Here is a 12,863-nt window from a genome sequence, read left to right on the forward strand (position 1 = left end):
TACCAATCCCTCCCCATCAGTCCTCGTCCGTCTCGCCCATGGGACCCAGCTCCGTTGTTCCAGAACCGGGGCCTACAGGGAAGACAGACAAGGGGAGAGCAAGGTTGCGGCAGATGGGTGCGGCTCTTCTTCAGGCAAGCTCGGCAAAGGCTTTCAGCTCCAACTCCGATACCCCGATGAGCTTGCACCGCTCGCACGAGCTTCCGGCGGATCGCTTGAAGACCATGGCTCGCCATTCATGGCCGCCGGCGCAGCGCCACCCGGGTCTCGGGAAGGCCAGCTTCCTCAGCCCCTGGCATCAGCCCTCGATACGGTGTCCCTCAGGTCTGGCCACGGCGCAGCGTGGCCAGACCGTCTGACGTGTGAGCTGTGCGGCGTGGCCTATGCTCCCCTGTTCCATGCCGTCGTTGGCGTGGAAGCAGCCAGGAGCGTCCACCCCCGGGACCACGCCGCGAGCGTGGCCTCGGGGGTGGACGTTCGTGCCGCTTCTGCAGGGTTTGTCGAGCGGGAGCATGCGCAGTCGGTGGGGCGTTGGGTGGGGTCGAGTCGGCTGAGGACGGCGCGTACCAGGTCGCGGCTGTAGGCGAAGCGGGGTGCTGTGGCGGGCGTAGGGTGCGGGGCGGGTGCGGGGCCCTCCAATCCATGAGGACCGGGTGCCGGCTGCGCCCGGTCATCGTGAGGACGTACTCGTAGCGCGGCGGCCGGTTTTGGTGGTGCCGGCGCTCCAGCGGGCCGGCGTCCACCAGGGACTTCAAGCGGCGGTCAGCATGTTCGGGGCGATGCAAAGGCTGCGCCCGAACTCGTCGAAGCGGGTGAAGCCGTCGAAGGCGTCAGGCATGATCAGCATGCTCCACCACTCGCCGACGTACTCCAGGCTGACCTGCGCGCGAGCGGGCCACTCCATGTCCTCGAAACTGGTCCGCCGCCTGAGATCACGCTACCGGGGTCGTGGGCTCGTCGATCACGCTTGCGTCACCGCCGCGGATGGGGCTCGCGATCCACGCGTTCAGCTCGTGCGGGGTGCCGAGCCTGATCGCGCTCACCTCGTCGAGCCGGGCGAACTGCGCCGGGGTCAGCGTCACGTCCAGCGCGCCCAGGTAGTCGTCGAGCTGCGCGACGCTGCGCGGGCCGATGATCGGCACGTACGCCGTGGCCGCTCGCGCGCCCTGCTGCCGCATCCAGGCGATGGCGACATGGGAGGCCGGCACGCCGAGCTCGGCCGCGATGTCGAGGACGGCGTCGACGATCGCGGTCTTCTGCGCGGTCTCCTCAAAGAACCCGACGGCCTTGAGGTCGCTGATCCGGCCGGTGGCGCCCTGGCGGTACTTGCCGGTCAGCAGACCGCCGCCGAGCGGGCTCCACAGCGCCGCGCCCAGGCCAAGCGCCTGCGCCATCGGCAGCAGCTCCCGCTCGGCGGTGCGGTCGACCAGGCTGTATTCGACCTGGATACCGGCGACCGGGGACCAGCCACGCAACTCGGCGATGGCGGCGGCGCGCGACACCCGCCAGGCCGGGAAGTTCGACAGCCCGAAATAGCGGATCTTTCCGGCGCTGACCAGGTCGTCCAGGCCGCGCAGGATCTCCTCCATCGGGGTCAGGCCGTCAGGGGCGTGCACCCAGTACATGTCCAGGTGATCGGTGTTCAAGCGGCGCAGGCTCGCCTCGAGAGCCTGGACCATGTACCGGCGGCTGTTGCCGGTGTTGGAGACGGTCAGCGGTCCGACGCCGTTCATGCTGAACTTGCCCGCCAGCACGAAGTGGTCCCGGTCGGCGCCCAGGAACTCGCCGAGCAGCTGCTCGGATTCGCCGGCCTGGTAGCTCTCGGCGGTGTCGATGAGCGTGCCGCCGGCTTCGGCAAACCGGTCGAAGATCTTGCGGGCCTCGACGGGCTCGGCACCGGGGCCCCAGCCGCCACCGGCGCGCCAGCCGGTGCCGAAATTAGCGGTGCCGAGGCCGTACTCGGACACGCGCAGGCCGTTGTTGCGCCCGAAGGTGGTGTATCGCATGGGTGGACCTCTCCCTAAAACAAGTAAGACGAGTAACTTGCGTTGTGTAAGCAAAGACGCGGTTCTTGGCGCCTATAAGGTGTGTCGGGTCAGCGGGGGACGGTCACGACGATCTTGCCGACCTGGGACCCGGACTCGAGACGACGATGGGCCCCGACGATGTCCTCCAGCGGGAAGACGGTGTCGATGACCGGTCGCAGGGTCTTGCGGGCAAGGCCGTCAAGGACCCAGTCGACGGCGGCCTTGCGGCGTTTGACGTCGGTAGTGAGTTCGTGGACCTTGTATCCCCGGATGGTGAGGGTCTTGAAGATCAACCCCCACACCGGCACTGTCGTGGCCTCGCTGCTCAGCGCGCCGTAGATGATCACGGTCCCGCCGGGCGCGGCGGCGCCGATCAAGCCCGTCAGAGCAGGTCCTCCCACGGGGTCGAAGATGACGCGGGCGCCGTGGCCGTCGGTGAGTTCGTTCACGCGGGTGACCACGTCTTCCTCGCCCGTGACGATCACTGCCTCGGCGCCTTCGTCCAGGAGCCGCCGGCGCTTGGCGCTGGTGCGGGTCAGTGCCACGGGCCGGGCCCCCACGCTGCGGGCGATCTGGATCGCGGCCAGCCCGACGCTGCTGGAGGCGGCCGGGATGAGCACCGTGTCACCGGCCTTCAGGTCCGCGATCTCGATCAGGGCGCCATAGGCGGTCAGGTACTGCCCCCACAGGGCCGCGGCCTGCTCCCAGGACAGTGTGTCGGGGTGCTTGACCACCGCGGTGGCGGGTGCGATGGCCAGCTCGCCGTGGATGGGGTAGTCGATGGGCGTGAAGCTGGGGATCATGCTGACGGCATCGCCGACGGTGAAACCTTCGACGTCCGGGCCGATGGCGTCGACCTCACCGGAGGCCTCCCATCCGATACCGGAGGGAAGCTCCACGAGGTGGTCGTTGCGGAACACCTCATCGGCTCGGTTCACCCCGAGAGCCCGGGTGCGGACGCGGATCTCGCCCTGTCCGGGTTCGCGGACCTCGATGTCGTCCAGGGTCAGGACCTCGGGGCCGCCGGTGGCGTGAAATCGGACGATCTTGCTCATGTGAGTGGTCTTGCCTTTCAAGTCTGCGGAAGGAAGTGGCAGTTCAGGCTCGGCGGTCGGCCGTCACCTGGTGATCCCGGGCACCTCGTCGGGCTCCAGTTGGGCGGCGCTCTGGTCTGTTTGCGCAGTCGCCCTGCGGCGTCCCAGCGTTCCGGACAGGGCGGTGAGCAGGCCGATGGCCGCGAGGACGGTGACGGTGATCACGGCGGGGGTGAAACCGGCGAGCAGGGCGTCCGGCCCGCTCTTGCCTTTGCTTCCCGCGGTGAGGACCGCAGTGACGATGGCGAGGCCGACCGCGCCGCCGATCTGCATGGAGGTGTTCGCAGGTGCTGCGGCGGTCGGCGCTGCAGACCGCGTTCGGCTTCCTTCCCGCCGCCGCCACCTAACCGCTGGCGATGCACTGCAGTGCGCTGGTGGACGGGCCGAGGTCGGCCTGGATCGAGGGCAGTGCGACACCCACCATGTTCACGTCCAGCGCGTCGAGGAACCCGACGATCGAGACGGTGAGCAGTATCCCCCCACAGTCGCGCGTTCCATGCGAGCGAAGTCGTGGACAAGGGCGATGGCGCGGAAGGACTCATGCCGATAGGTTTACATGCTCGTATATAAAATGCAAGTGCATTTGATGTCTGTGCATTAAATGTCGATGGGTGCTACATTGGCCGCATGAATGCTGATGACGAGCAGCAACTCGTCAAGGAGTGGCGCGATCTCCTGGTTCGGCATGCCGTCGTGCACCAGACCCTCGAGCGTGAGCTGCAGGCACGGCACGGCATCGGCGTCAGCGAGTTCGAAGCGCTCGAAGCCCTCGCCTGCCAAGAGAACACCCAGTGCCGCGCCCAGGACCTCACCGACGTCGTGCACCTGAGCCAGAGCGCCGCAAGCCGACTGATCGCCCGAATGGAACGCGACGGCTTCCTCGAACGCGCCATATGCGAGGCCGACCGCCGCGGCATCCTCGTCGTCCTCACCGACGCGGGCCGCGAGCGTCACCTGGAGGCCCAACCCACACACCGCTCCGTGCTCGCCAGAACACTTCGAGAGACAGACTGACCGCTGTCCAGGTGCCGGGAGGGCTTGGTCGGGTCGGCTGTGGTGGTGCGCGCTCTTCCGGCTTGGTGTGACTCCGGACGAGATTGCTGTGGTGCGTGGCGAGTTGGAGGCGTTCGCGGCGGAGGTGTTCGAGCCGTTTACGCGTAATGACCAGCGCCGTTGAGGGCAGGCCTACCTGCGCGGGCTCCTTACCGAACGGACAGCGTAAGTCGGTCGAGCCCACGGCCGCGCGGCTCGCTGAAGACGGGAAGCGGCAGGCACTGGCCCATTTCCTCACCACCAGCCCATGGGATCCGGCCCACATCCGGGCGAAACTGGCCTGGCGGATGGAAGGGGCGATCGGGCCGGAGGCCCTGGTCTTCGACGACACCGGGTTCCTGAAGGACGGTACCGCCTCGGCGTGTGTGTCGCGTCAGTACACCGGCACCGCCGGCAAGGTCACCAATTGCCAGGTCGGCGTCTCGCTCCACCTCGCCTCCGACCACGCTTGCGCGGCGGTCAACTGGCGACTGTTCCTGCCCCAGACATGGGACCCCGCATCAGCGAAGGCCGATGCGCCTGCAGTTCACGCTCGAGCGCCTGGTGCACGCCGGCATGCCGAGCGAGGAGCTCGCGCCACTCCTTGACCAGTCGTCGCTCGGCACTACCGCTCATGCGCCCAGCAGAGCATGCGCCTGCATTTTATGCCCAAGCCTTAGATGTGGTTGCATCCAATGCGGATGCATGCAAATGTGAGGCCATGAGTTCTTCCGCACCGTCACCCGTGTCCACGTCCTCCCCGAAGTGGGATGCACGACTGTGGGGCATCCTGATCACCACCTCCATCGTCCTTTTCCTCGACTCGCTGGACGTGTCCATGGTCGGCGTCGCTCTGCCCTCGATCCAGGCCGACCTCGGCCTGTCGACGAGCGCGCTGCAATGGATCGTCAGCGGTTACATCCTTGGCTACGGCGGCTTTCTGCTGCTGGGCGGACGCGCCGCCGACCTCCTCGGACGCCGCCGCGTACTCCTGGTGGCCGTCGCAGTCTTCGGTCTGGCCTCACTGGTCGGCGGCCTGGTCGACAACGGGACCCTACTGATCGTCACCCGGCTCGTGAAGGGCATGTCGGCGGCGTTCACCGCCCCTGCGGCGCTGTCCATCGTCACGACCACGTTCGCCGAGGGGCCCGCCCGCAACAAGGCGATCGCGATCTACGCGGCCTTCGGTTCCGCCGGCTTCACGGGCGGTCTGGTGCTCTCCGGTGTACTGACCGAGATCGGCTGGCGTTGGACGTTCCTCGTGCCGGTCCCCGTGGCGCTGGCCGCCATCGTGGCGGCCATCCGCGTGCTGCCCAAGGACGGCCCCCGCAACGTCGGCCGCTACGATCTGCCCGGCGCGGCCACCTTGGTGGCCGGAATGCTGCTGCTCGTCTACACCGTGGTCGAAGCGCCGCAGAAGGGCTGGTCCGCGGTGAGTACGCTGATCCAGTTCGGGATCACCGCCGCGCTGCTGGCCGCCTTCATCGTGGTCGAACGCCGCGGCGCGCAGCCGCTGGTCCGTCTGGGCATCCTGCGCTCGAGCTCTCTCGCGCGGGCCAACCTGGGCATGTCGGTGTTCTTCGGTGGTTACGTAGGCTTCCAGTTCGTGGTGACGCTGTACCTCCAGCACGTGAGGCACTGGTCGGCGCTGCAGACCGGGTTCGGCTTCCTGCCCGCCGCTGGAATCGTCACCTTGGCCTCTGCGCGCATCGCGCGCTTGATCCCGCGAATCGGCACCTCGCGCAGCATCGTCGCCGGCCTGAGCCTGCATGTGGTCGCCTACGCGCTCTGCCTGACCATCGCCCGGGACCACTCCTACGCCGTGGGTGTGCTGCCCAGCATGATCCTGATCGGGATCGGCGTCACTCTGGTGTACGTCCCCTTCCAGATCGAGGGCACTTCCGGAATCCCGGACCACGAGCAGGGCCTGGCCGGCGGCCTGCTGAACACCTCCACCCAGGTCGGCGGCGCGATCGGCCTCGCCGTCGTCACCGCGGTCCTCACCGCCAAAAACGAAGGCAAGAGCGGCCCCGACGCCCTGCTCGCAGGCTTCACCCCCGCCCTGCTCACCGTCACCGTATTCGCGGCCATCGGCGTGCTCATCGCCCTGTCCGGAATGCTCGGACGCCGCACGGCCACCACGGCGGCCGCAACAAGCGCGGACGAGCCGGAGCCCGAGAAGGCGCCCGAGGGGGTTACCCGGTGATGACCGACCGCCAGGTCTGAAGGTCCTCACCCGGTCTTCAGCCGCCCTCCGCGAGCGAGCTGGCCATCGCGCCCGCCACCAGGGTGGTCAAGCTTCCCCGACAGGCTCACCAGTTGGATTAGCGAAGCGTAGTGAACCTGTGGCAGAGTGCTATGCGCACGCCCGGCGCCCAGGCGACGTCGGGCACCCTCCTCGGTCGGGTCTTGCGGCCCGGTCGACCAGCGTCCGCAGGGACGTGCCACGCGGGCTGGCGGCTCCTGTCGTTCAGTACCAGGGCACGAAGGCGATTGGCTCCCAAGACTGAGCAACGCTCAGGCTCGCTAAGCCAATCTGAGACGCTGTCATGGGAGGAGGCCGCAGCCCTGTGGGGGTCGCAACCGGCCGACACGTTCGACGTACGTCGAATACTCTTCCTTCTCCCACGCCCGGTGTCGATGCCCTGCGCGAACTGGCGCCGTTCCGGGGTCAGGTGCGCTCCTGTCTGCACCGCCGAGGCGATGCGCTGTTCGAACTCGCTGATGTGATGCTGTGTACCGCCGGTCCGGTGCAGTCGCCGGTCGAGCTGTCGCTGGAACCGGAGTTCCTCCGGCGGCCGAGCTCGCTGTACGAGGCGCTGCACCACAGTGGGTCTCGACCGACCGGATGCGGTCGGGCCCTGTCGCAGAACAACGACGCGCCTACACAGCCGGGCAGATGAGCGGCCAGCGCGCCCGCAGACTGGAAGCCCTCGGCATGGTCTGGTCCGTCACAGACGAACGCTTCCAGGAGAACCTCGAAGCCGCCCGCGCCTACTTCGACCAACACTGGACCCTCTGTGCCCGCGCTCAGCAGTCGCCCTCAACAAGCCGGTTGGGCGGTGGCTATCGCATGTGCGCAGGCCAGGCGCCCTGGACGGGCACCGAGTGGGAAACCGCCCTGCGCGAGATCGATGAGCACTGGAACCCGGCATGGCCGGCCGACTGGCAACGCCCTGGGCTCGCTTCCCGCCATGGAGCTTGTGGGAGTTGGGTGGAGCGGATGCTCGCCCAGGGTGGACGAGTGCGAGGTGCGGCCGTATCTATCAACTCCCTTGCGGTGCCGGCTGTTCGAGGACTGCGATGCGCGGTCGCGCGAACAGGGGGCCGGCGGGTTCGACATGAGGACATCGTTGCCATCCCGACGATCAGAGCTTATGCTCCTAATCGTTGGCGGCGCCTAGGCGTCCCTGTGCGAGACGCGGCCGTGGGTGGGTTTCCGTCTGACAACGACGTGGCCGTCGCTGAAAACCGATGAACTTCGGATAGCCTCCGCCACGCCGTTTTCCATCCAGAGTCTCTATCTCAGCAGATCTGACGAGTCGGATCGTCGCGCTGCAATTGGCGAAGACGACTGACTTGCTGTCCCCCGTATCAATACCTGCTTCCGCAGGTCGCGGGAGCGACTCCTGCAGGGAAAACAACGGATCGTTGCTCTGTCTGGAGCGTCGGTCTACAGCCCCGCGCGCCGGAGTTCAATCCGCTACGTGCAACAATCACCTTCTGGTAGGGAAAGACCAAAATGAAGCACTCTCGACGGAGTTTCCTCGGCATGGCCGGCGGCACTGCTGTCGGTGCCGCTGTGGCCGGTGCGGGCGTCTACAGCCTGACCGGCGGGAGCGCGGAAGCCAGTGTGACGGACGGCAACACGTTGGTTGCGGGCGTCAATGAGACGCTCGATGGCGTGAGTTCGCCGCAGTTCACCAAGCTGACGCCGTTCAAGGACCCGCTGCGCATCCCTCCGACGCTGCGACCCGGGACCGGTGGCATTGCGGAGGTCGACCTGGTCGAGTCCGATATCCGTCTGCACTCTCAGATGCCTGCGACCCGTCTGTGGACCTACGCGGGTTACTTCCCCGGTCCAACGATCGAGACGCGCAGCAAGCAGTCTGCGCGCATCGCGTGGACCAACGACCTCAAGGGCACCATGCCCGTCAAGGCCGTGTGGGCGCACCCCGATGGCCCCGGGCCCGGCCTGCTGCCCTACAACAGTCCCGGGTCCTCGGGAACGATCGCGCGCCCTGAGATCGACAAGCTGACTGCCTGGACAGCGGTCCATGTACACGGCGGCCACCAGAACGCCCTGAACGACGGCGCGGCGGACTTCGGGGTGACCCCCGGAAATGCACAACTAGCGGAATACGCCAACGACATGGCCGCGACACATCTCTTCTACCATGACCATGCCATGTCGGTCACCTCATTGAATGTCCAGGCCGGACTGATGGGTCACTACATCGTCCGCGACGACCAGGAGGATCAGCTCCATCTGCCGAGCGGCAGCTACGAGATCCCGCTGGCCATCCAGGACGTCAACTTCGACACCGATGCTCAGGGGCGACTCAACGGCCAAATCCTTGCCAAGCGAGTTCCCTTCACCGACCCGATGCCGGGGATGCTCCCGCGCTCCGTAGCGACCCTCAGCCCGTTCACCATGGTCAACGGTGTGGTGTGGCCGTATCTGGATGTTAAGGCCCGTGCATACCGGTTCCGTCTGCTGAACATCTCACCGACCCGCAGCTACCGGCTGGTCGTGGTGGACGAGGGGACCGGCAAGGTGGTGCGGGGCGCGATGAAGGTCATCGGCACCGACCTGGGTCTGCTCGGCGCTCCCCAGACCATCGACGAGGCGCTGTCGCTGTCCCCCGCGGAACGCGCCGACATCGTGATCGACTTCGCTGCCTTCCGGGGCAGAAAGCTTAAGATCGTCAACACCATTCCGGGCCAGACCCCCGGAGCCGCCCTGCCCGACTTCCTAGTGCCCTTCCCCGAGGTCATCCAGTTCCGCGTCGGGGCCGACAAAAACGATGCCTACACGCTTCCGGCACAGCTGTCCGGCCAGTTCCAGAAGCTCACTCTGGCCGACGTCCCCAAGGATGCCGTCGAGCGGTTCGTCGTGCTCACCATGGACAAGGCAGCCACCATGCCGCAGATCTGGGAGATGAAGGAAGTCTCCAACGACACCGAACTCGGCAAGGGGATCGTCCAGATCGCCTTCCCGGACGGAACGAAGACGCTCCGTCGTGTGGCCAAGGTGTTCGAGGACACCACCAGCTTCTTCGCGGCCTCCGACACCTGGGAGAAGTGGAACATCATCAACATCGCACCGCCCAACGTGCCGATCTCCCACCCGATACACATACACCTGATGAACTTCCAGGTGGTGAACCGGCGTGCGATCGACAGCAGCGGTATGGACTACGACGTCGAGGGCACCAAGACGCCCGTCACCATCGGTGATGCGGTGCCGGTTGCCCCCGAGGAGTCCGGCTGGAAAGACACGATCACCGTCAACGCGAACACCATCGTCACGGTTGCCGGACAGCTCGCGCAGCAGACCGGTCGGGTCATGTACCACTGCCACCTGCTCGACCACGAGGACGAAGGCATGATGCGGCCCTTCGTGGTCATGCCGCCGGCCATCAACGAGATCCACGACATGCAGATGGAATGAACAGCGGAGCGGGCGAAATCAGCGGCTTCACCACGTGGCATCCCGCACACGTCCGGGGAGTTCTGACTTCTTGAATCGACCGCAGGCGCTCGGTCTGCAGCCGTAGCGTCCAGGGTGCCGGTCGGCACGGACTCGTTCAGTGTCCTGCCGCCCTGCGGGCTGGCTCATGATGAGCATGCCGCCGCCGTCCGGCACCCGCGCGGTGTGGCTCGACCGAGGCATGAATGCGTGTGACCGCTACCTCAAGTCAAAGTGCCCACCGCACATTTCTGCCCGTCAGCCGCCAGGCCAGGATGCCCATGAACATCATCGGGATCGATCCCCACAAGTCCTCGCACGCCGCAGTCTCTGTCGATGCAGCAGGCCACAAGATTGGTCAGCGGCGGTTCGTCGTCAACTCCGGGACCTCGGTCGGCTTCTGCACTGGTGCGCGCAGTGCCCGGGGCGCCGGTTCACGGTCGAAGGCGCCGGCGGTCTCGGTCGGTCTCCTACTCAGCAACTGGCCGCCGCGAGCGAGGACATCGCCGGTCGCCAAGGCTCTCAAGCCCGTATACACCGCACCCAGCGAGGACGCGGCGACGGAGCAGTTCTTGAACTATGATTGCACAGTTGCGCAATGTAGCAATGATGGCAGATGGTGCGCCGCCCCGGCCCGTGCCACTGTCCGACGAAGAAATGGGGTGGGCCAGATGCTCCGCAACGGACTGGAACCCTGGCACCTGCTGATCGTGGCGGTCATCATCATCCTGCTGTTCGGCTCGAAGAAGCTACCCGACACCGCCCGCGCGCTGGGCAAGTCGATGCGCATCCTCAAGAGCGAGACCAAGGCGATGAAGGACGACGACACCGCACAATCCACCGCGGCGCCGGCCGAGGGCACGACCGCCTCCAGCGAGCCTGCGCCGCGCCTCATGCAGGCTGCGCCCGGTGAGAGCGCCACAGCTCGGCCTGCAAACGAAAGCCGAACGGCACACTGAGTCGCGTTCCGGCACCTCGATGGTGGGCCGCGTTGTTCGTAGTCGATCGGGCTCCGGTATCCGCACACGCTGTGTAGCCGACGGGTGTTGTAGAAGCCGGTGATCCAGTTGGCGGTCTTCAGCCGCGCCTCGGTGCGGGTGGTGAAGGCGTGGCGGTGGACGTACTCGACCTTGAGCACGCTGTTGAACGCCTCGCTGACGGCATTGATGCCCCTATGGATGTCAAGCGGCGCTTCGGGCTGGACCCGCGCTGCGGCACCCAGGCGGCGAAGGCGGCGTCCATCTCCTCGACGAACGAAAACGACCATCCGGATAGGACGTGGTCGCGGACGATCAGCACCTGGCGCCGGGCCCCACGCGGCGCCATCCTTTGGCTCCGCAGCCTCGACCCACGGTCGTCAGTGCGCTCCAGCGCGTCCGGGCCACCCAGGGGCCGTAGCCGTCCTTGGGGAAACCGGTGTCGTCGATCGCATGCACCTGCCGACTCTTTGCAAATAGACGACCGGTCGCCTAGCCTTGCTTCCGAGCATATCCACCCTTCGAAGGGGCCATCATGAGCACCCAAAGTCAGAAGGTCGCAGTCATCACTGGTGCCTCGCAGGGCATCGGAGCCGGGCTGGTCGTCGCCTACCGCAAGCTTGGCTACGCCGTCGTCGCCACCTCACGGTCCATTGCAGCGTCGCAGGACCCCGAGATCCTCACCGTCCAGGGCGACATCGCCGACCGTGCCACCGCGGAGCGCATTATCGCCGCGGGTCTCGAGCGGTTCGGCCGCATCGACACGCTGGTCAACAATGCCGGGATCTTCATCTCCAACGCGTTCACCGACTTCTCCAGGGAAGAGTACGACGCCGTGCTCGGCGTGAACCTGACCGGCTTCTTCCGGATCACCCAGCTCGCGATCCAGCAGATGCTGACCCAGGGCGGTGGTCACGTCGTACAGATCACCAGCACCCTGGCCGACCGGGCCAATTCCAATGTGAACTCCGTACTCGCAGCGCTGACCAAGGGCGGTTTGCAGTCTGCCACCAGGGCCCTCGCGATCGAGTACGCCACCCGCGGCATCCGCAGCAACGCCGTCGCCCTGGGCACCATCAAGACCCCCATGACCGAGGGGTACTGGGACGTGCTCGCCGGCCTGCATCCGGTTGGCCGCACGGGCGAGGTGAGCGATGTCGTCGATGCGGCGATATACCTCGAGAACGCCCCGTTCGTCACCGGCGAGATCCTGCACGTCGACGGCGGCCAGATCGCCGGCCACTGAGCCGAAGGCGCGCCTGTCGACCACCCCCGATCCGCCGGAGCCACGCCCTGTTCGGATGGTCACAAAACTCCCAGCGCTCGGCGGATCGGCAGCAATTTCACTAGACGACCGGTCTACATTTTGAAAGTGAGAACATACCCATGGATCTAAAACTCGAAGTCGTCGTGCTACCCGTCTCCGACGTCGACCGGGCCAAGGCCTTCTACGAGAAGGCGGGATTCCGTCTGGACCTCGACAAGACCGCCAACGAGGACTGGCGCGGCGTGCAGCTCACGCCGCCCGGCTCCGAATGCTCCATCATCTTCGGCAAGGCGGTCACCTCCGCCGCACCTGGCTCAGCCCAGGGCCTGTACCTGGTCGTCTCCGACATCGAGCAGGCACGCACGGAGCTCGTCGATCGCGGCATCGAGGTAAGTGAGATCTTCCACGACGCCGACTTCTTCTACCACGGCCACGAGGCGGGAGAGGTCACCCACCGACTCCAGGAGCAGCAGCGGCTCGCCGGCCCCCGGCCCGAGCGCGCCTCCTACGGCTCCTTCGCCACCTTCAGCGACCCGGACGGCAACGGCTGGGTACTCCAGGAGATCACCGAGCGACTCCCCGGCCGCTGACTCCTGCGAGGTTCCCCGTGACCCCACGGCCTCGGCCGAGCGGCCCCTCCACACCGCGCGAACGACATGAGGACGTCCGCCCCTGCCCGCACCCGGCATGCCGGGTATTGATCACCGGGGCCCCGCGGGGCCCCGGCGCGGGTGCGGCATCGGGCAGGCTGCACCCGACGCCCTTCGCGTCGAG

At 66.7% G+C, this 12,863-nt stretch carries 12 protein-coding genes and 2 pseudogenes; 7 read left to right on the forward strand and 7 right to left on the reverse strand.

The annotated features are described in order from the left end of the window. Positions 1 to 130 precede the first annotated feature (130 nt). The 6 genes from ACQEXA_RS61730 to ACQEXA_RS61755 form a co-directional block, all read right to left on the reverse strand. Positions 131 to 289, reverse strand: coding sequence for a zinc-ribbon domain-containing protein (locus tag ACQEXA_RS61730; RefSeq protein ID WP_432942432.1), 159 nt, complete (start codon positions 287 to 289; stop codon positions 131 to 133). A 31-nt stretch (positions 290 to 320) separates the two neighbouring features. Then, positions 321 to 743 (reverse strand): hypothetical protein, encoded by a 423-nt coding sequence (locus ACQEXA_RS61735; protein WP_432942434.1) that lies wholly within the window; start codon positions 741 to 743, stop codon positions 321 to 323. An 8-nt stretch (positions 744 to 751) separates the two neighbouring features. Further along, the gene (locus ACQEXA_RS61740) at positions 752 to 904 is read right to left on the reverse strand and encodes a winged helix-turn-helix transcriptional regulator (RefSeq protein ID WP_432942162.1); all 153 of its coding nucleotides are present in this window, start codon (positions 902 to 904) and stop codon (positions 752 to 754) included. 28 nt (positions 905 to 932) lie between these two features. Continuing rightward, positions 933 to 2,006 carry an aldo/keto reductase gene (locus tag ACQEXA_RS61745; RefSeq protein WP_433135388.1) on the reverse strand — a complete coding sequence of 358 codons (1,074 nt, stop codon included), beginning with the start codon at positions 2,004 to 2,006 and terminating at the stop codon, positions 933 to 935. 89 nt (positions 2,007 to 2,095) lie between these two features. Further along, positions 2,096 to 3,082: a zinc-dependent alcohol dehydrogenase family protein gene (locus tag ACQEXA_RS61750; RefSeq protein WP_433135390.1), complete on the reverse strand. Its 987-nt coding sequence runs from the start codon at positions 3,080 to 3,082 to the stop codon at positions 2,096 to 2,098. 63 nt (positions 3,083 to 3,145) lie between these two features. After that, positions 3,146 to 3,394 (reverse strand): hypothetical protein, encoded by a 249-nt coding sequence (locus ACQEXA_RS61755; RefSeq protein ID WP_432942168.1) that lies wholly within the window; start codon positions 3,392 to 3,394, stop codon positions 3,146 to 3,148. Between the two features lie 354 nt (positions 3,395 to 3,748). Between ACQEXA_RS61755 and ACQEXA_RS61760 the strand changes: the two genes are divergently transcribed. The 5 genes and pseudogenes from ACQEXA_RS61760 (at position 3,749) to tatA (ending at position 10,804) form a co-directional block, all read left to right on the forward strand. Continuing rightward, positions 3,749 to 4,135, forward strand: coding sequence for a MarR family winged helix-turn-helix transcriptional regulator (locus ACQEXA_RS61760; RefSeq protein WP_432942170.1), 387 nt, complete (start codon positions 3,749 to 3,751; stop codon positions 4,133 to 4,135). A 67-nt stretch (positions 4,136 to 4,202) separates the two neighbouring features. After that, positions 4,203 to 4,716, forward strand: a pseudogene (locus tag ACQEXA_RS61765) (IS701 family transposase); the annotation flags it as partial. Between the two features lie 158 nt (positions 4,717 to 4,874). Next, entirely contained in the window at positions 4,875 to 6,359 is a 1,485-nt protein-coding gene (locus ACQEXA_RS61770; protein WP_432942172.1) for an MFS transporter, read from the forward strand. A gap of 1,536 nt (positions 6,360 to 7,895) precedes the next feature. Further along, positions 7,896 to 9,827 carry a multicopper oxidase family protein gene (locus ACQEXA_RS61775; RefSeq protein WP_433135392.1) on the forward strand — a complete coding sequence of 644 codons (1,932 nt, stop codon included), beginning with the start codon at positions 7,896 to 7,898 and terminating at the stop codon, positions 9,825 to 9,827. Between the two features lie 689 nt (positions 9,828 to 10,516). Beyond that, a complete protein-coding gene (tatA, locus tag ACQEXA_RS61780) occupies positions 10,517 to 10,804 on the forward strand; it encodes a Sec-independent protein translocase subunit TatA (RefSeq protein WP_432942436.1) in 288 nt (95 codons plus the stop codon). Between the two features lie 44 nt (positions 10,805 to 10,848). On the opposite strand, the pseudogene ACQEXA_RS61785 reads toward tatA, so the two are convergent. Next, a pseudogene (locus tag ACQEXA_RS61785) lies at positions 10,849 to 11,112 on the reverse strand (integrase core domain-containing protein); the annotation flags it as partial. A 245-nt stretch (positions 11,113 to 11,357) separates the two neighbouring features. On the opposite strand from ACQEXA_RS61785, the gene ACQEXA_RS61790 reads away from it, so the two are divergent. Together ACQEXA_RS61790 and ACQEXA_RS61795 are read left to right on the forward strand one after the other, a co-directional pair. Beyond that, positions 11,358 to 12,068 carry an SDR family NAD(P)-dependent oxidoreductase gene (locus ACQEXA_RS61790; protein ID WP_432942178.1) on the forward strand — a complete coding sequence of 237 codons (711 nt, stop codon included), beginning with the start codon at positions 11,358 to 11,360 and terminating at the stop codon, positions 12,066 to 12,068. Between the two features lie 140 nt (positions 12,069 to 12,208). Further along, entirely contained in the window at positions 12,209 to 12,679 is a 471-nt protein-coding gene (locus ACQEXA_RS61795; protein ID WP_433135394.1) for a VOC family protein, read from the forward strand. Positions 12,680 to 12,863 lie beyond the last annotated feature (184 nt).

It is taken from the genome of Streptomyces sp. CA-106110 (assembly GCF_050936285.1).
Classification (GTDB): domain Bacteria; phylum Actinomycetota; class Actinomycetes; order Streptomycetales; family Streptomycetaceae; genus Streptomyces.

What these genes read in the sequence shown, in the direction of transcription:
- ACQEXA_RS61795 (WP_433135394.1), top strand. Translation starts at nt 12,209, where the DNA reads ATGGATCTAAAACTCGAAGTCGTCGTGCTACCCGTCTCCGACGTCGAC.
- ACQEXA_RS61750 (WP_433135390.1), bottom strand. Translation starts at nt 3,082, where the DNA reads ATGAGCAAGATCGTCCGATTTCACGCCACCGGCGGCCCCGAGGTCCTG.
- ACQEXA_RS61770 (WP_432942172.1), top strand. Translation starts at nt 4,875, where the DNA reads ATGAGTTCTTCCGCACCGTCACCCGTGTCCACGTCCTCCCCGAAGTGG.
- ACQEXA_RS61775 (WP_433135392.1), top strand. Translation starts at nt 7,896, where the DNA reads ATGAAGCACTCTCGACGGAGTTTCCTCGGCATGGCCGGCGGCACTGCT.
- ACQEXA_RS61760 (WP_432942170.1), top strand. Translation starts at nt 3,749, where the DNA reads ATGAATGCTGATGACGAGCAGCAACTCGTCAAGGAGTGGCGCGATCTC.
- tatA (WP_432942436.1), top strand. Translation starts at nt 10,517, where the DNA reads ATGCTCCGCAACGGACTGGAACCCTGGCACCTGCTGATCGTGGCGGTC.
- ACQEXA_RS61755 (WP_432942168.1), bottom strand. Translation starts at nt 3,394, where the DNA reads ATGCAGATCGGCGGCGCGGTCGGCCTCGCCATCGTCACTGCGGTCCTC.
- ACQEXA_RS61745 (WP_433135388.1), bottom strand. Translation starts at nt 2,006, where the DNA reads ATGCGATACACCACCTTCGGGCGCAACAACGGCCTGCGCGTGTCCGAG.
- ACQEXA_RS61740 (WP_432942162.1), bottom strand. Translation starts at nt 904, where the DNA reads ATGGAGTGGCCCGCTCGCGCGCAGGTCAGCCTGGAGTACGTCGGCGAG.
- ACQEXA_RS61790 (WP_432942178.1), top strand. Translation starts at nt 11,358, where the DNA reads ATGAGCACCCAAAGTCAGAAGGTCGCAGTCATCACTGGTGCCTCGCAG.